Below are 17,825 nucleotides of genomic sequence, written 5' to 3'. Positions count from 1 at the left end.
CTACGCACCGAGCGCCATCTCTCGCGAGGCCTGCTTGTCCTTCTCCGGCTGCAGATCAAGCGCGGCCGTCTTGCCATCCTCCCGGCTGAGCGTCTCGGGCAGGCGCTGCGCGTCGTCGGTGTAGATCCTCACCTCGTGCGTGGCACGGCTGATCGCCACATAGTGGCTGGACTCGTTGCCCACCCCGCTGCCTGCCGGCGACTCGATCAGCACGCGCTCGCAGGTCTGGCCCTGGGCCGCATGCACGGTCTGGCAGTAGCCGTGCTCCAGGTACAGCGGCTTGTCCGGGTCGAGCACCAGGCGCGAGCCGTCGAGCTTTTCCAGGAGGAGGCGGCCCGGCTCGACGGCCAGCACCGTGGCGCGCTCGCCGTTGACGAAGCCCTGGGCGTAGTCGTTGCGGGTGAAGCGCACCAGGTCGCCCTCGGCCAGCTCGCGCTCGTGCCGCGTGAAGCCGCTCATGTGGGGCTGGTTCACCGGCCGCCATTCCACGCGCTCGCCGTCCGCGCGCTCCAGCGTCACCACCCCGGCGCGGCCGTCCACCACGGTGGCCAGCTCGCCGCGCTGCAGACCCAGGGCCTTGTAGTCGCGATCCGCCCGCACCACGTCGCCTGCCTCGTAACTCACCGTGCGCAGCGCCTGCGCCTCGGTGAGGTTCTTGCCGCTGAGGGTGGCCAGCACCTGGCCCTGGCCGGTCCGGCCCAGCGCCTCGCGCACCTCGCGGTTGATGGCCTCGCGGTTCTGGTTGGTCCCGGCCACGATCAGCGTGGCGGCACGCTCGTCTCGGGTCAGCGCGGCATAGTCCTGCGCGATGCTCTGGTGCCGTTCGCGGTGGTCCACGATCTCGACCACGCTGGCGCGCAGCCGAGCCAGCGAGCCGGCCGCATCGCCGGTCGCCGCCAGCTCGACGGCGCGCTTGAGCTCGGGCTCCTGCTGGCGCTGGATCTCCTGCAACTGCGCGCAGGCCATGCCCGCCTGCTGCAACTGCGCGAAGGGCCGGCCCGCCTGCACGGCCTTGAGCTGTTGGGTGTCGCCGACCAGCAGCACGCGTGCGCCGGCCTGGTCCGCCGCCTTGAGCAAGGCATGCATGTCGCGGGCGCTGACCATGCCGGCTTCGTCGAGCACGATGAGGGTTTTGTCATTGAGGCCGGGGTATTGGCGTGTGGCCAGCGCTGCCAGGGTCTGGCTGTCCATGCCGCTGCGGCCCAGCTCGCGGGCGGCACTGGCGGATGGTGCGACGCCGACGAGCTGCAGGCCACGGTCCTCGGCCAGTTCGCGCACCGCCCGCAGCGCCGTGGTCTTGCCGGTGCCAGCGCCGCCCTGCACGCCGCTCACGCGGTCCTGCCCGGTCAGCACATGCGCGACCACGCCGCGCTGGTCCTCGTTGAGCTTGTGGAACTCGCCCTGGGCCAGCGCCTGCTGCACGGCCTCCCGGCTCATCAGCGGCGCCACCTGGCCCCGGCCGGCGGCCTCCATGCCCAGGATCTCGCGCTCGCGCTGCTGGGCCTGCGGGGTCGTGTAGCGCTCACCATCCCGGATGAACTCGCCACGCTGCACCGCCTGCCCGATGGCCGTACGGATCGCCGCCAGGTCGGTCTGGCCGGTGCCGCGCTCCAGCGCCGCGCGCTCGATGTCCACGCGCTGCACCACGGCCTCGCGCTCCATCAGGTGCGCGGCGGCATAGCCCACGGCCTGGTCGGCCGTCTGCGCACGAGTCTGGGCCAGGGCCATTTCGTCCCGCGCCACCGGGGCCGTGGAGCGGTCCAGGTGCAGGCCGGCCGCCGCCGCGCGCTCGCGCCATTCGGCCAGCAGCGCGCCACGGTCGTGGCCTTCCTTGCCCTGGCGGGTCTGCAGCGCCGCCACCTGCAGTTGGCGAGCGCTGGCGTCTTCGCGGCTCAGGCCCTGGCTCTGCAAGGCCTGCTCGATCATCTGCGAGCGGTTGCTGAAGGCCTTGACCTGCTCGGTGCCAACGTGGGCCAGCTCGAAGCGGCCATCGGCATGGGTCACGCGCAGCTCGTAGCCCAGGGCTTGCACCTCCTTGGCCAGCTCGCTGCGGTAGTAGGCGCCGAGCCACATCTTGTTGCGGTACAGCGGCTCGTTGTCGAGCGCGCGCCACTGGCCATCGGCGCGCTGGGTGACGTTCAAGACCACGGCGTGGGTGTGCAGTTGCGGATCGGCCGCGCGGCTCAAGTCGTGGCGGAACTGGGCCACGGCGAGCACACCGGTGGTCTGCCGGCTGGTCACCCCGTCGACCGTCACGCGGCAAGCCGCCAGCGCCTCGGCCTGTTCGAGCGCACGGCCCACAGCGGTTTCGTGCGCCTGCAGCAGCCGGGTGTCGCCGTCGATCAAGGCCTGCAGCGACACGCTCTTGGGGGCGCTGAAGGTCATGTCGGTGCCGCCCCGGCGGCCGCTGCCTTCGCCGGCATGGTGCAGTTGCACGCCGTTGGGCAGGCGGCCGTCGAGCATGGCGCGGAAGTCTTCGCCCTTGACCTCGCCGGCAAGCCCCAGCTCGGCGGCAGCCTGGCCGCTCCACTGGCTGGGGCTGCGGTCGCGGGAGTAATAGTCGTCGGCCTGTTCGTAGTACTGGCCGGCATGGGCGCTGTTGGCCACGTTGGACATGGAGAGCATGGGGAGTCCTTTCCTTGTTCGGTGTCACTCGACGATGGCGGCCAGGCGTGCCGGCCGCGCCCTCGGGGTCAGTGCGATGCGCCGCGCGGGCTGCGCGCCGGCCAGACACAGGAAGGCCGTGAGGTCGGGCAGCTCGGCCAGCTCCGCCGGCAGCACGAGGCGCTCGCGCACGCGCTGGATGGCCACGCTCTGGCTCGATCCGCTGGCGCCCCGGCTGCGGCTTTGCTGGGCACGGTCCACCTCGCGCTCGCCCAGCGCCCGGCTGAAGGTTTCGCAGGTGTCGGGGTCGGCCTTGGCCAGGCCGAAGACGGCCAGGTTGCGGAAGCAGCTGCGCAGCACGATGGCGCTTTCTCGACCGTACAGGCGCTCCAGTTGGGCGGTGCTCTGCACGCCGGCAACGCAACAGAGCCCGTGCTTGCGGCCCTTGGTGAGGGCGGCCTCAAGGCTGCCGATCTTGCCGATGCTCGGCAGCTCGTCGAGCAGCAGCCACAACCGCCGCTGCGGGTCCGGCGCCAGGCTCAGCGTGGCCGTGCAGACGATGTCCACCCAGGCCGCGATCAGCGGGGCCAGCGAGGCGGTCATGTCCTCGCGCCAGGTGATGAAGAGGCGCTTGGCCGCGTTGCCGTCGGACTCGACCCACTGGCGCACGCTGAACGCGCCCGGCTGCAAGCTGTCGTAGGGCTTCAGGTGGCTGGAGAGCACGAAGCGTGTGGACGCCAACGCACGTGCCGCCTCCTTGTCGAAGAGGCCCGCCGCGGCGGTGCCGGCCACGAGCTGGTGCAGCTTCTCCGCCGGCCAGATGGTCAGGGCCTCCAGCAGCGCAGCGGTGTCGCCGCGGCCGTCGCGAAGCAGCGCGCGCATGACCTCGGCGATCAGCACCTGGCTGTAGAAGTGCCAGGCCGCGTCAGGCCCGTGGCCATCGGGGACGATGCTGCGCGCGATCTTGTCGAAGTCGTAGGGCTTGCGAACTTCGTTGAACGGGCTCCAGCCGGGGCTGCGCTTGTCGAAGATGTTCAGCACCACGTCGCCGGGCTCGCCGAACTGCGCCAGGTACGCGCCGTTGGGATCCACGATCACGGCACGGTCGTCGCGCGCGGTGATGCCGTCCAGCAGCTCGGCCACGGCCGTGGTCTTGCCCGTGCCCGTGCTGCCCGCCAGCAGCAGGTGCAGGGGCTCTTGCTCCCAGGCCAGGGGCACGCCCCCGACCACGAGTGGCGCGCGCGTGGTCGCCGGCGCGGCGCCGGCGAGGTGTTTGATGAGGTTCATCATCGCCGGCTCCTGTCAGTCCTGGGCGTCGATGACGCGCGCGCCACGATGGTGGCGCTCACCCCGGCGCAGCCGCGAGCGGCCCAGCAGCCAGGTGAAGAGCCAGCCGCTCAGCAGCACGCCAATGGCCAGCGACTGGCCCAGGATCACGCGCCAGCGCGGGTCGGTGATGCTCGTCATGGCCCAGGTGGACGTGGCCACCGCGCGCCAGTCGGCCTCGAAGACCCAGTGCAGCAGGCCGCACCAGACGGCCAGGCCGAGCAGCAGGGACAGCAGCAGGAACTGAACAAGGCGGCTGAAGAAGAGGTGAATGGCGTGCGCCCAGGGGTCGTAGTAGTTGCTCATGGGCTTCTCCTTAGCTGCGGTTTTGCGGGACCTGCGCGGCGAGCTGGTGGGCCACGCGGCTGACGATCTGGGCATTGCTCTGCATGCACAGCTCGCGCAGCAGCAGGCGAACTTCAGCGAGCTGGCGCGCGCTGTCGTGGTCCAGCGCGCCGGGCTGCGGCGCGGCCTGGCGGGCGCTGATCGAGGCTTCGATGCGGGCCAGGGCCTCGGCGGTGCTGACGGCTTGTGCGTGCTGTTGGAGCAGCTCGCGCACGTGCGTGTTGAGGCGCTTGCCGGCGGTGCCGGCCTCGGCCAGGAGGGTGGAGTACAGCGCCTCGGGGACGCGGGTCTTGAGGAATTTGTCGGTCATAGCTTTGTCCTTGTCGGTCAATGGGTTGCAGCGCTTGTGGTCGTGCGGTGGTCCGCCGCGATCAGGGCCGTGGTCAGCGCGAAGCCGCGCCAGTGCTGGGTTTGCGGCCGGCAGGCCGCGCAATCGGCGATTGCGTCAGGTGTGGGTACCTGTTTTGGGCCGCCGATGAGCGGGCCAGCTTTTCGAAGACGCGCAGGGCGAAGCCGCTGGCGGATGCGCAGCGGGTGGTGGATCGGATCGGTGTGGGTCATGGGTCAGTCGGTGCAATGGGTCTGTCGGCCGGTGTCGATCCGCAGGCGGATCGATGCCGGAACGCTTGAGCGGCATGGCGCTCCCGGTCGCTTGAGCGACCGGTGGTGGTCTTGGGTGGGAGTCGCGCGGCGAGGCCTGGCGCGGCGCGAGCTGACGCTCGGCCGACCACGGCGCAAGGGCGATGGGGCGCGCATGCGCGTGCTGGGGCAGCACGCGCAGGGGCACGCGTTTTGAGAGTGCGCAGGCCAGCGGCCCGGGCAATCGAAGGCCGAGGGGATCGGCCGTTGGGAGCGAACTCGTGCCGCGGCTGCCGAAGCGCCGGGCGGTGGTTCGCTGTGGAGGTCCGGCGCCGTGGGCGACCTGTGGCCGGCAGGGTCAGCGGTCCTAAGCGGACGCACCTCTCCTGTCGGTCACCGAGTGCGGCTATGCACACCCAGTCGCCCCCGGCGGGGGACTTGTTGAACGCCAGGGCTGGGCCTGGCGGCAGCCCCGAAGGGCGTTTTGAGAGGCCGCGACTAGCGCGGCGAGCTTTGCCTCGAAGGGCTCAGCGTTGGGGCTGAGTCACCACGGCCCGAGGGCCACGGTGGTCAGGTTGCTGCTTGACGGCAGCTCGTTGTCTTTGCCGAGCCAGTGTGCCACAGCGGTGAACGGTTCGAAGGCCGGTCACGCTGTGGAAGCAGGCATTGGGGGAAGTATTTGCAGAGGTGGCTGACCACGAGCGTGGTCCTTGGAAGGGCTAGATTCCTCTAACCGTTACTTTGAGATCACACCGCGAGCACTCGATGGAGTGCGCCGAGACCCGGTCAATAAATTTCAACTCTCCACCGCACCAAGGGCATGACTTTTCAGTCTTGCCATGATCGCGGAACTCGACGTAGGCATCCTCAACCAAGAAGAACTCGTCCTCTGTGATTTGCCTTGGCGCGTCAGTAGCCATATAGCGTCTCCCGCATGAATTTGTTCATTTTGATCGGCACCCCAGCCTCGCGAGCGCGCAGAACTGCATCATTCAGCAAATCAACGCGCTCCATTTCCGACAGCCCCGGAGCATTCCGGGCCGCCCAGTAGCTCGCTCGGAACTCATCATTCCACGCGCCCACTTCAACGCCAGTTCCTCGATGGGCAGCGTGCCCTAGCTCATGAGCCAATACGGCCCTCGAACTCATTGATGAGCGGGGGTGCAGCGCATCCTCAATGGGCAACACATCACCGCGGACGTTCACGATGTTCAATTCGTCCACAAACGATGTCTGACTGCCTCGATTAAATCGAAGCATGGCGGGGTCTCCTCCAACTTCAACGAACTCCTGGGAGAGCCGCTGCATCTGCCGCTCATCCAGACGGAGGTTTGCCGGGTTGCGTAGACCGCCCGTCATGCGTTCTGCGCTCGGTCCAACCGGCGGCATGCCAATTTCCAAGCTAGGCCGCAGGGCTGTGACCGCACCACCCAGCCCAGTAAACGCAAACGCGCCATCCCGAACAGCCGCAAGCCCTGCCTCAACTCGATCAGACGTTGACAACCGGCTGTCCATCGCTCTGGCGGCATTCGTCCCCGCCTGAGCAGCCAGGGGAATGGCCTCAGCCGCGGCACTGGGGATGTTGAGCGCCCCGCGCACCAGCTCTTCGGCTGCGGCCAGCGGCAGCGTCGCCGTAGCAAGCACGGTATGCACCGCGCGCTCGCTCCAACTGTTCTGCCGGTTCATCATGCCCGCCACGGCTTGGTCGTAGCTGTTCTTGACGAAACCTTGACCCACATGCAGGAAGCTGTTGCCGTCGGCGTCGGTGGCGCTGAGCAGCCGCCCTGTGCTGTTGGCGTAGACCTCCACGGTGCGGCTCGTGCCGTCGACGAATGTCCAGTTGCCGCTGCCGGCATCAAAGCTGAGGCTGTCGTAGGCGCCGGCACCGTTGGTGCTGACGTAGCGGCCGCTGGCTCCGTCCCAATTGAAGACGGCTTCGCTGCCGTCTTCATCGCGTCGCATGGCGACGGAGCCAGCCGCGTTGGCGGTGCCGCTGCTCAACCAGACCTTACGCACGAGCCCGGGCAACCAGTTGTCGCCGTTGTCGTCGATGAAGCTTCCGAGGCTGTTGTAGGTGCGCAACCCCGCCGCGTCGCCTCCGCGTCCGACCAGCAGTTCGTCGCGCACCTGCACGACAAGGTTGCCGCTGGCCGCGTTGACGTAGATGCGGTCGCTCTGGCGGCCGAAGCTGGCAGCTCCTGCGATCCCCGCTCCCCCCAAAACCGACGCTGAACCCAGATTCAGACCCAGCCCACCGCCCGTCACGACTGCAACCATCGACTCTCTCCCTGATCTTGATGGCGAAACCCGATCGCCAGAGGCCCTGGCAGCGAGTCACGCCCGCCCCATGCGCCTTGTCAGTGGGAGTTATCCGGGCAATCCGGCTGCGGTTTAGGGAGGGCGGAGCTTGTTACACATTTGGAGAGGATTGGGCTCCCTTCGTCGAACATCCGGATCAACGGATGGGCGCCATCTCCTTGAGCGCCCTCACCGCGCCGGCGCCGATGGAGGCGCCGAAGCGCTTGGCCAGGCGCTCGGCCACATTGTCCTTGGGCGTGTAGTCGATGATGTCCTCGGCCTTGACGACCTCGCGGGCGACGAAATCGAGATTGCCGTAGCGGTCCGCCAGGCCGAGCTGCACGGCCTGCTCGCCGTTCCAGAAGAGGCCGGAGAAGGTGTCGGGCGTTTCTTTCAGGCGCTTGCCGCGGCCCTCGCGCACGACGGCGATGAACTGCTGGTGGATCTGGTCGAGCATGGCCTGAGCGTAGGCGCGCTGCTTGGGCGGTAGCGGGCTGAAGGGGTCGAGCATGCCCTTGTTCTCGCCGGCCGTCAGCAGCCGACGCTCGATGCCGAGTTTGTCCATCAGCCCGGTGAAGCCGAAGCCGTCCATCAGCACGCCGATGGAGCCGACGACCGAGGCCTTGTCGACGAAGATCTCGTCGGCCGCCGCAGCGATGTAGTAGGCGCCCGAGGCGCAGACTTCCTCGACGACGGCGTAGACCGGCTTGTCATGCAGCTTCTTGAGCCGCTTGATCTCGTCGTAGACGATGCCGGCCTGCACCGGGCTGCCGCCGGGCGAATTGATGCGCAGCACGATGGCCTGTGCGGCATCGTCGTTGAAGGCGTCCTTGAGCGCCGCCAGCAGCAGCTCGGCGCTGGCCTCGGTGTCGGCGGCGATCTCGCCGCGCACTTCGATGAGGGCGGTGTGCGGCGTGGCCGACGGGGTGACGTGGCGCCCCTGCATCCAGAGGCTGTAGACGAGCAGGGCCGCGAGCGTCAGCCAGAACAGCCGGAAGAGGTTGCGCCAGCGCCGCTCGGCCCGGCGCTCGCGCAGGAAGTCGCGGGCCAGTTCGGCGAGCACGGGCTCGTGCTCTGGCGACACGCGGGGTGGCGGCACGCCAACAGGCTCGGCCATGGGTGGGGGCAGGTCGTCGTTGGGGGTGCTCATATCAGTCCGGAAACGCCGGTTGGGTATCGCGTGTGGGATGCCAGTAGACCTCGCCGTCACGCTCGGTCAGTTCGATCTTGGTCAGCCGCCCGCGGTTGCAGGGGCCCATGACGCAGCGGCCCGTCAGCGGCTCGTAGACGGCGCCGTGGATGCTGCACATGATGAAGCGCTTGTCGCCGTCCAGGAACTCGCCTTCCTGCCAGTCCATCTCGGCGGGCACGTGCGCGCAACGGTTGAGGTAGGCGACGGCCTGGCCGTCGAAGCGCAGCGCGAAGGCGCGGGCCGGCTGGCGCCACTGCAGCACGTCGAAGGCGACGGCCTTGCCGCGCTCCGCCAGCTCGGCCGATGCGCATAGGCGCTGAGGCGGGGCAACATCGGTCTCAGGCATGCCGGATCAGCCAGTCGTGCAGCTCGCGCGTGGAGTGGGCGACGAAGAGGGGCTCGTGCTCGGCGAAGGTCTCATGGTCGTGCGCGCCGAAGCTGACGCCGACGCTGGCCACGCCGGCGTTTCTCGCCAGCAGCAGATCGTGCGTGGTGTCGCCGATCATCAGCGTGCGCTCCGGCTCGACGCCGAACTCGCGCATCAGCTCCAGCAGCATCTGCGGGTGGGGCTTGGAACGCGTCTCGTCGGCGGTGCGGGTGGCGTCGAACATCTTCGTCAGCTCGGCATGGGCGAGTACGCGGTCCAGGCCCGCGCGGTTCTTGCCCGTGGCGACGGCCAGCCAGTGGTGCCGGCCCTTCAAGGCGTGCAGCATCTCCAGGCTGCCCTCGAACAGCGCCACCTCGTGTTCCGAGGCCAGGTAGTGGTGGCGGTAGCGCAGCCCGAGTTCGCCGTAGCGCTCGGGGGCCAGGCCGGGAACCACGTGCTCCAGCGCGTCCCGCAGGCCCAGGCCGATCACGTACTTGGCCCGCTCGAACTCGGGCTCGGGCAGCCCGATGTCGACGGCGGCGCGCTGGATGCAGCGGGCGATCAGGGCGGTGGAATCGAACAGGGTGCCGTCCCAGTCGAAGGCGATCAGGTCAAAACGTTGCGGTCTCATGGAGTCATCAGCTTCGCACACTCGGGCGGCAGCGGTGCCTCCAGGGTGAGCTCGGCCCCGGTGGCCGGGTGGGTGAAGCGCAGCCGTCGGGCGTGAAGGAACATGCGGTCGAACTTCAGCGGCCCGCGGGCGAGTTCGCGGTTGCGCTCGAAGTCGCCGTACTTGGGGTCGCCGACGATGGCATGGCCGGCCTGCTGCAGGTGCACGCGGATCTGGTGGGTTCGGCCGGTCTTGATCGTGACGTCGAGCAGCGAAAACCGCGGCGTGCGCTGCACGACCTTGACGAGGCTGATCGAGCGCTTGGCCTCCGGCTCTTCGGCCTTGCCGGGACGCACCCAGCGCTCGCCGTCGCTTCCGGTGAACTTCACCAGGGGCACGTCGATGACCTTGAGTTTCTCCGGCCACTCGCCCCAGACGAGGGCGGCATAGGTCTTGCCGGTCTCGCGGTCGCGGAGCTGGTCCTGCAGGTCCGTCAGCGCGCTGCGCTTCTTGGCAATCATCAGCAGGCCCGAGGTTTCCTTGTCGAGCCGGTGCACCAGCTCCAGAAACTTGGCGTCGGGCCGCGAGCGGCGCAGGGCCTCGATCACGCCGTAGCTCACGCCGGAGCCGCCATGCACCGCCACGCCCGCCGGCTTGTCGATGACGAGCAGGTGCTCGTCCTCGAAGACGACGGGGAATTCACGCGCCGGGGCGGCCGGCGCCTCGGCTTTCTCGGGCACGCGCACCGGCGGGATGCGCACTTCGTCGCCCAGCTCGACGCGGCTGTCGGCCTGGGCGCGGCCCTTGTTGAGCCGTACCTCGCCCGAGCGGATGAGCCGGTAGACGTGGGTCTTGGGTACACCCTTGAGTTCGCGGAGCAGGAAGTTGTCCAGGCGCTGGCCCGCCGATCCCTCGTCGACAAGGACGCGCCGAACCGCGGGTTTATCCGTACTCACGGCGGTGGCTGACCCCGTGGCAGGGGCCGCCATGCCTGCCCCTATAATCCTTTTCACCACGTTGCTGCCGTAAGTGTTTGATTCTCTTGATTTTAGCGGCGGCGGCGCGGCGCCCGGGGCTGACATCCCACGGGCACAACAGGCGATGCAACGCATCCCAGCGGCCGGCAGGCGGTTTCCCCAAGTGAAACAGCGGTTGGCGGTTCGGTGCGGCAGAGCGATGACACCCGGAACCCACCGGCCCTCTTCAAGTGCCCAGCAGCCCGAAGAGATCCGGTTGCAGAACAAGGTTTTCACGGCGCGAGGGCGCGCGGTCTGGTTTCAGTCCCGGCCCGCAAGCACTCGAGCCAGCGTCCAGCAGTCCTTCGCGGATGAGCCCTTCCCTCCCCCACCCGATGCGCCCGCCGCAGCGACCCCAGCCAGAAGCTGAGGTGGTCGTGCGGCCCGGCGCGCTCGCGTCGTTTACGCGCGGCTGGGTCGAGACGGGGCTTCCCCGCGCCATGACGGCACGGTCGCATGCGCCAACGCCGCTCGGCGTCTGACCTCCGTCAGAAACTCGAGCGGTCCAGGGCACTCCTTCCACGGTTCCTCCTTCGTCGCTCGTGCGTCTTGAACGCCGCCTTCGGGCGGCATGACGTGGCGCGTTCCCGCACGGGACGCGCGAAGGAGTGATGACATGAAACGCATGCTGATCAATGCGACGCAGCCGGAAGAGCGGCGCCTCGCGATCGTCGATGGACAGAAGCTGCTCGACTTCGAGACCGAGATCGAAGGCCGCGAGCAGCGCAAGGGCAACATCTACAAGGCCGTCGTGACGCGGGTCGAGCCCTCGCTCGAAGCCTGCTTCGTGGACTACGGCGAGGACCGCCACGGCTTCCTGCCCTTCAAGGAAATCTCGCGCCAGTTCTTCCGCGAAGGGGTGGACGTCAAGAACGCCACCATCAAGGACGCCATCAAGGAAGGCCAGGAACTGCTGGTCCAGGTCGAGAAGGAAGAGCGCGGCAACAAGGGCGCGGCCCTGACCACCTTCGTCTCGCTGGCCGGCCGCTACCTCGTGCTGATGCCCAACAACCCGCGCGGCGGTGGCGTGAGCCGCCGCATCGAGGGCGAGGACCGCGAGGAGCTGAAGGAAAACCTCGACCAGCTCGAATACCCCAAGGGCATGAGCCTGATCGCCCGCACCGCCGGCATCGGCCGTTCCGCCGCCGAGCTGCAGTGGGACCTGAACTACATGCTCAAGCTGTGGAGCGCCATCGACGACGCCTCCAAGGGCGGCAAGGGCGCCTTCCTGATCTACCAGGAAAGCAGCCTCGTCATCCGCGCCATCCGCGACTACTTCACGTCCGACATCGGCGAAATCCTGATCGACACGGACGACCTGTTCGATCAGGCCCACCAGTTCATGAACCACGTGATGCCCGACCAGGCGCATCGCGTGAAGCGCTACCGTGACGACGCGCCGCTGTTCAGCCGCTTCCAGATCGAGCACCAGATCGAGACGGCCTTCAGCCGCACGGTCAACCTGCCCTCGGGCGGCGCCATCGTCATCGACCACACCGAGGCCCTGGTGTCGGTGGACGTCAACTCCGCCCGCGCCACCCGCGGCGGCGACATCGAGGAGACGGCCACCCGCACCAACCTCGAGGCGGCCGACGAGATCGCCCGCCAGATGCGGCTGCGCGACCTGGGCGGCCTGATCGTCGTCGACTTCATCGACATGGAGGAGAGCAAGAACCGCCGCGACGTCGAGCAGCGCCTGCGCGACGCCCTGCGCCAGGACCGCGCCCGCGTGCAGTTCGCCTCCATCAGCAAGTTCGGCCTGCTGGAGATGAGCCGCCAGCGCCTGCGCCCGGCCCTCTCCGAAGGCAACCACATCACCTGCCCGCGCTGCAACGGCACCGGCCACATCCGCGACACCGAGAGCAGCGCCCTGCAGATCCTGCGCATGGTCCAGGAAGAGGCCATGAAGGACAACACCGCCGCCGTGCACGTGCAGGTGCCGGTGGAGGTCACCTCGTTCCTGCTCAACGAGAAGCGCACCGAGATCACCAAGATCGAGCTCAAGCAGCGCGTCACCGTGCTGCTCGTGCCCAACAAGCACCTCGAGACGCCCAACTACAAGCTCGAGCGCCTGCGCCACGACGACCCGCGCCTGGAGAACCTGCAGGCCAGCTACACGATGATCGAGGAGCCGGACGACGAAGTCGGCATCACCCGTCGTCGCGATGCCGACGAGAAGAAGAACAAGCAGGAGCCGGTCATCAAGGGCATCCTGCCCGAGCAGCCCGCCCCGCTGCCAGCGCCCGCTCCGGTCGTGGCGCCGCCCCCGCCGGCGCCCATCGTCGCGCCGCCCCCGCCCGCACCCGAGGCGAAGAAGGGCTTCTTCAGCCGCCTGATGAGCTTCTTCGGCGGCGAGCCGGCCCCGGCTCCCGTGCCGGCCGTCGAAGCCCCCGCACCTGCGCCGGCCGCGACCGACAAGCCCAAGCGCGAAGGCGGCCGTGACGGCCGTCGCGACGGCGGCCGACGCGGCGAGCGCGGTGACCGTGGCGAGCGCAACGAACAGCGCGGCCAGGGTGGCCGCCGTGACGGCAAGCCGCAGGAAGGCCGTGGCGAACGTGGCGAGCGCAACAAGGCCCGCGGCGAAGGCGCCGACAAGCCGGAACAGCAGCAGCGCCCGGAACGCGCCGAGCGCCCCGAACGCGGTGACCGCGCGGAGCGTGGTGAGCGCGCCGAACGAGGTGAGCGTGGTGAACGCGGTGAGCGAGGCGAACGCGGCGAACGCCGTCCGCGTGGCGAGCGCCAGGAACGCGCGCCGCAGGCCGAGGCCGTCGAGGCCCAGGCCCTGGCCGCCCCGTTGACCGAGGCCCAGGCCGCCGTCCATGATGCGCCGCCGGCCTTCGTCGACAGCGAGGCCGATGCCGCCCTGCCGGCCGGCACCGCCGGCGACACTGCCGCTTCGGAAGAGCGCCAGGGCGGTCGCCGCCGTCGCCGCCGCGGCGGCCGTGACCGCGACGCCCAGGGCGCCGAGGCCACCGGCAGCGAAGCCACCGAGACGACCGAACTCGCCGCCGAGGCTGCGACGACCGAAGGTGCGGACGCCGCACCGGTGGAAAGCGACGACGTCGGCGAAGGCCATGACCGCGAACCGCGCCGCCGCCGCCGTGGCGGCCGAGGCCGCCGCGAGGAGGCCGCCGTCGACGGCCAGGACCTGGGCGCCGAAGCCCCGGCCGAAGCCGCTGCCAGCCAGCCCGTGCAGGGCTCGCTGATCGAAGAGGCCATGAGCCTGTCCCCGACGGCCGCCCCGGCAGCCGTCGCCGCGCCGGTGGCCGCGCCCGCGGCCAAGCCGGTCGTGCCGCCCTTCACGCTGCCGATGGACGAGCTCAATGCCATCGCCGCCGCGGCGGGCCTGGCCTGGGTCAATTCCGACGCCGACAAGATCGCCGCCGCCCAGGCTGCCATCGCGGCCGAGCCGGCACCCGCCCCGCTGGGCCGCGAGCCGGCGCCTGTCGTCGTCATCGACGAGGGCCCGCTGGTGCTCGTGGAAACCCGCAAGGACTTGAGCCAGGTGAAGCTGCCTTTCGAGGCATGATCCCGCACGGCTGAACCGCCCTCCCCCGAACGCCGCCGGCCACAAGCCGAGCGGCGTTTTCCTTTGAGCTTCACCGAGGCTGACGAATGACCACGACCACCGCGACCGCGCAGTCCGCTGCGCCGGCGGCCAGGATGCCGCCGCAGATCCCCTACATCATCGGCAACGAAGGATGCGAGCGCTTCAGCTTTTACGGCATGCGCAACATCCTGACGGTCTTCCTGATGACCAGCCTGCTGCTGGCCGTGCCGGAGGACCTACGCAAGGCCGAGGCCAAGGAGGTCTTCCACACCTTCGTGATCGGCGTCTACTTCTTCCCGCTGCTGGGCGGCTGGCTGGCCGACCGCTTCTTCGGCAAGTACCCGACCATCTTCTGGTTCAGCATCGTCTACTGTGCCGGCCACGCCTGCCTGGCCCTCTTCGACGACAGCATCCCCGGCTTCTACACGGGCCTGTTCCTGATCTCGCTGGGCTCGGGCGGCATCAAGCCGCTGGTGAGCGCCTTCGTCGGCGACCAGTTCGACAAGAGCAACCGCTCGCTCGCGCAGAAGGTCTACGACGCCTTCTACTGGATCATCAATTTCGGGTCCTTCTTCGCCTCCCTCTTCATGCCCATCCTGCTGAAGGCCTTCGGCCCACGCGTGGCCTTCGGCGTGCCGGGGCTGCTGATGCTGGTGGCCACGCTGGTGCTGTGGGCGGGGCGCCAGAAGTACGTGCACCAACCGGCGCGCGGTGCCAACCCGCACAGCTTCCTGAAGGTGGTGTGGACGGCGCTGAAGGCCGGCGGCGCCGGGGCCGCCGTGGCGGCGCTGGGCGCCGTCGGCGCGCTCTACAGCCTGAGCCGCATCGACGGGCTCGGCCTCGTCCCGGCCGTCTGCCTGGCGCTGGTGCTGGTCATGGGCTTCGGCGGCGCTGGCGCGGCCCTGCAGCTCGACCGCGCCCGCGGCACCCACCCCGACGAGGCCGTCGATGGCGTGCGCGCCGTGCTGCGCCTGCTGGTGCTGTTCGCCCTGGTCACGCCCTTCTGGTCTCTCTTCGACCAGAAGGCCTCGACCTGGGTCCTGCAGGCCGACCAGATGGCCAAGCCCGCCTGGTTCCAGTCCTCCATGATGCAGGCGCTGAACCCGGCGCTGGTGATGATCCTCATCCCCTTCAACAACGTCGTGCTCTACCCCCTGCTCGGCCGCGCAGGCGTGAAGGTGACGGCCCTGCGCCGCATGGGCTGCGGCATCGCCCTGGCCGGGGTGGCCTGGATCTTCGCCGGCATGCTGCAGCTCTGGCTGGACGCCGGCCAGGCGGTCAGCATCGTCTGGCAGATGCTGCCCTACGCGGCCCTCACCCTCGGCGAGGTGCTGGTGTCGGCCACCGGGCTGGAGTTCGCCTACAGCCAGGCGCCACTGGCGATGAAGGGCACCATCACCAGCTTCTGGAACCTCTCGGTGACCATCGGCAACCTCTGGGTGCTGCTGTCCAACGTCAGCATCAAGAGCCCGTCGGCCCTGCAGGCCATCCACGCCACCGGCTACAGCGAGACGGCCTGCCTGATGTTCTTCTTCGCCGGCTTCGCCCTGGTGGCCGCGGCGGCCTTCGGCCTGGTCGCACGGCGCTACCCGATGCAGGACAACTACCGAGGTTGACGCCCGGCGGTGAATACCAACCTTCGTTCGGGCCGGTTCCTCGGTAAGCTGGCGCGGCCATGACCGACGACCGTCCCGCCCCCGCCCCTCGTCCTTACGTCGACCCCACGCTGGTCGACCATGACGCGCCGCGCCCGCCGCCGCCCGAGCCGGAGCCGGCCGCCTGGCAGCAAGCCTCGACACGCGTCCGCCCCGCGGCCCGTGCCAAGCCTCGCCCGCGCGCCTCCCCGGACACCGGGCGTGGTTATTTCGCGCGGCACTGGCATGGCGAAATGAGCCTGGTGCGCAGCTACTGGGTCAACAACATCGTCGTCGCGACGCCTTTGGCCTTCGGCCTGACCGGGCTGATGAGCTGGATCAGCGTCAAGGGCGACTCCCTGCAAGTCAGCGCCATCGTGCTGCTGCTGGGCCTGCCGCTGCTGATGTCGCTGGACGTCTGGTGCCTGGTCGGCGCCTGGCGGTCGGCAGCGCACTATTTGCGCGAGGGCGGCTCGGCCCTGTGGGGCTGGCTGGCCCGCATCACCCTGGCGCTCGGCGCCCTGCAGCTGGTGGCCTCGGTGCTGTTCGGCTTCCTGCCGAACCTCGGCGAATACTGGCAGATGGCCCGCGGCATCGACCCGCTGGGCCACGCCACGCTGAGCCTCTCGCCGGACGGCCGCAGCCTGCGCCTGGACGGCGTCATCGGCATGGGCGACGCCGCCCGGCTGCAGGCCGTGCTGGCCGGCGAGGCGGCCCGCGGCCTCAAGCGGGTGGAGCTGACCTCGCCCGGCGGACGCGTGCACGAGGCCGAGAAGATGGCCGCCGCGCTCAAGCAGCGCGGCTACGAGAGCCGCGCCGTCGGCACCTGCGCCAGCGCCTGCACCCTTGTCTTCCTGGGCGGCCATCCGCGCCAGCTGACGCCCGGCGCTCGCCTGGGCTTCCACCGCGCCTCGACCGGCACCTACAACCCCGTCTTCGAGGAGTTGGCCAACCAACAGCTCGCCGTCACTTACCGCGACCTCGGGCTGCCCGACAGCATGATCGACACGACGCTGCGCACGCCGTCGCGCAGCATGTGGTTTGCGCCACGCGAGGAGCTGCTGTCGCACGCCCTCATCGCGCCGCTGCCCCAGACCCTGGCCATCCCGCTGCCGGCCCCGGGCGCCGCCGTCGCCGACTTCGACGACGCCTTGCGCATCCATCCTGTCTGGAGCGCGCTGGAGCAGCGCAAAGGCGGCACCATCGCCGCAGTGGCCCAGCGCATGTGGGAGGCGCACAAGGCCGGCGCCGCCGAGGAGGAGGTGCAGACCGCCGCCCTGGCGCCGCTGGCCCGGCAGATGCCCGAGCTCATCAACGGCACCGACGCCGTGCTGCGCCGGCGTTATGTCCAGCTCGTCGCCGAGCAGCTCAAGGCGCTGCGCTCGCCCGCGCACGCCAGCGCGCGGCCCACCTGCCGCGACCTGCTGGACGGCCGGCTGAACGCCCGCCAGCAATTGCCCGTGGCCTTGCAGGCGCGCGAGAGCGAGTGGTTGATTGACGCCGCCACCGGCGCGCCACCACGCTGGCTGCCGCGACCTCCCACCGCCATCGAAGTGGAGGTGCTGGACCGCTCCGTCGGGCCTTCGGCGCTGGGCATGCTGGCGCGGCTGTGGGCCGATGCGCCGGATGCGGCGCCGGGCGCCGCCGGTGCAGGCTGCGATCCCGTCATCGCCCTGCTGGACCGGCTGCCCGCCCAACCGCCGGCGCGCCGGGAGCTGGCCGAGCGGCTGCTGTTCCAAGCCCGGGCCAACTAGGCCTGCTATTGGGCAGGCATCGAACGTCGCCTGGTCGCTGTGGTTCGAGCCCGGCCTTCAGTCGACCGACGAAGCGCTTGACGGAGTTGTACCGCCTCGCGAACCCGTGCTCATCGACCAGCTCTTGGTAGATGGCCATCGCATTGCGACCCAGACGCAGCTGGGCCTCATGAACGAACGATGGGGACTGCACAGCGAGGCCCCCGAGGCGGATGGCTTGCGCGGTACTCCCGCCAATAGTCAGGGTGCCGCTGCAACCAAGCCGTTTGAGCGCGGGACTGGTTGTCCTTGTAGTCCGGGTCGGCAACACGGCGCTCCTGCTGCCAAAGGCGCTTGCGCTCCCGCTGGCAGGCGGGTTCTGCGCAATAGCTCTGATCCGGGATCTGTGGTCGAACATTGAACAACTTGCCGCAAGCAACACATCTTCGGCGTGAGGACATGACAAACCATCTGGTCGAGTGGCAAATTCCGCCTCCTCAAGCACTTGGCCAGCTAGCAGGCCGCGCCTAGCGATCTGCGCCAGCTCACGCTGAACCGCCGGAAGGTGTGC

The 17,825-nt window shown here is 69.4% G+C and carries 13 protein-coding genes; 3 read left to right on the top strand and 10 right to left on the bottom strand.

The features are described 5' to 3' along the window. From mobF to LXT12_RS13280, 10 genes are all read right to left on the bottom strand, one after another. Positions 1-2,625 carry a MobF family relaxase gene (gene mobF, locus LXT12_RS13325; RefSeq protein WP_233392676.1) on the bottom strand — a complete coding sequence of 875 codons (2,625 nt, stop codon included), beginning with the start codon at positions 2,623-2,625 and terminating at the stop codon, positions 1-3. Between the two features lie 24 nt (positions 2,626-2,649). Continuing rightward, positions 2,650-3,891: a type IV secretion system DNA-binding domain-containing protein gene (locus tag LXT12_RS13320; protein WP_233392675.1), complete on the bottom strand. Its 1,242-nt coding sequence runs from the start codon at positions 3,889-3,891 to the stop codon at positions 2,650-2,652. 15 nt (positions 3,892-3,906) lie between these two features. Beyond that, a complete protein-coding gene (locus tag LXT12_RS13315; RefSeq protein ID WP_233392674.1) occupies positions 3,907-4,236 on the bottom strand; it encodes a hypothetical protein in 330 nt (109 codons plus the stop codon). Positions 4,237-4,246: 10 nt separating this feature from the next. Then, entirely contained in the window at positions 4,247-4,585 is a 339-nt protein-coding gene (locus LXT12_RS13310) for a hypothetical protein (protein WP_233392673.1), read from the bottom strand. Positions 4,586-4,602: 17 nt separating this feature from the next. Next, positions 4,603-4,836, bottom strand: a complete 234-nt coding sequence (locus tag LXT12_RS13305) for a hypothetical protein (RefSeq protein WP_233392672.1) — start codon at positions 4,834-4,836, stop codon at positions 4,603-4,605. Positions 4,837-5,763: 927 nt separating this feature from the next. Then, the gene (locus LXT12_RS13300) at positions 5,764-7,131 is read right to left on the bottom strand and encodes a M48 family metalloprotease (RefSeq protein WP_233392671.1); all 1,368 of its coding nucleotides are present in this window, start codon (positions 7,129-7,131) and stop codon (positions 5,764-5,766) included. A gap of 178 nt (positions 7,132-7,309) precedes the next feature. Next, positions 7,310-8,302 carry a S49 family peptidase gene (locus LXT12_RS13295; protein ID WP_419964774.1) on the bottom strand — a complete coding sequence of 331 codons (993 nt, stop codon included), beginning with the start codon at positions 8,300-8,302 and terminating at the stop codon, positions 7,310-7,312. Between the two features lies 1 nt (position 8,303). Further along, a complete protein-coding gene (locus LXT12_RS13290; protein WP_233392670.1) occupies positions 8,304-8,690 on the bottom strand; it encodes a Rieske (2Fe-2S) protein in 387 nt (128 codons plus the stop codon). Next, the gene (locus LXT12_RS13285; protein ID WP_233392669.1) at positions 8,683-9,342 is read right to left on the bottom strand and encodes an HAD family hydrolase; all 660 of its coding nucleotides are present in this window, start codon (positions 9,340-9,342) and stop codon (positions 8,683-8,685) included. Before LXT12_RS13285 ends, LXT12_RS13290 begins: the two co-directional genes overlap by 8 nt. Further along, positions 9,339-10,334 (bottom strand): RluA family pseudouridine synthase, encoded by a 996-nt coding sequence (locus LXT12_RS13280; protein WP_419964773.1) that lies wholly within the window; start codon positions 10,332-10,334, stop codon positions 9,339-9,341. Before LXT12_RS13280 ends, LXT12_RS13285 begins: the two co-directional genes overlap by 4 nt. A gap of 619 nt (positions 10,335-10,953) precedes the next feature. Here LXT12_RS13280 and LXT12_RS13275 point away from each other — a divergent pair. From LXT12_RS13275 to LXT12_RS13265, 3 genes are all read left to right on the top strand, one after another. Then, the gene (locus LXT12_RS13275) at positions 10,954-13,866 is read left to right on the top strand and encodes an Rne/Rng family ribonuclease (RefSeq protein ID WP_233392667.1); all 2,913 of its coding nucleotides are present in this window, start codon (positions 10,954-10,956) and stop codon (positions 13,864-13,866) included. Between the two features lie 86 nt (positions 13,867-13,952). Then, the gene (locus LXT12_RS13270) at positions 13,953-15,503 is read left to right on the top strand and encodes a POT-type proton-dependent oligopeptide transporter (RefSeq protein WP_233392666.1); all 1,551 of its coding nucleotides are present in this window, start codon (positions 13,953-13,955) and stop codon (positions 15,501-15,503) included. Positions 15,504-15,562: 59 nt separating this feature from the next. Beyond that, positions 15,563-17,275: a COG3904 family protein gene (locus LXT12_RS13265; protein WP_233392665.1), complete on the top strand. Its 1,713-nt coding sequence runs from the start codon at positions 15,563-15,565 to the stop codon at positions 17,273-17,275. The last annotated feature ends 550 nt before the right edge of the window (positions 17,276-17,825 follow it).

Origin of the sequence: Pelomonas caseinilytica (assembly GCF_021353235.1) — a bacterium.
Taxonomy (GTDB): domain Bacteria; phylum Pseudomonadota; class Gammaproteobacteria; order Burkholderiales; family Burkholderiaceae_C; genus Pelomonas; species Pelomonas caseinilytica.
This window is presented reverse-complemented; position numbering and strand designations above follow the sequence as displayed.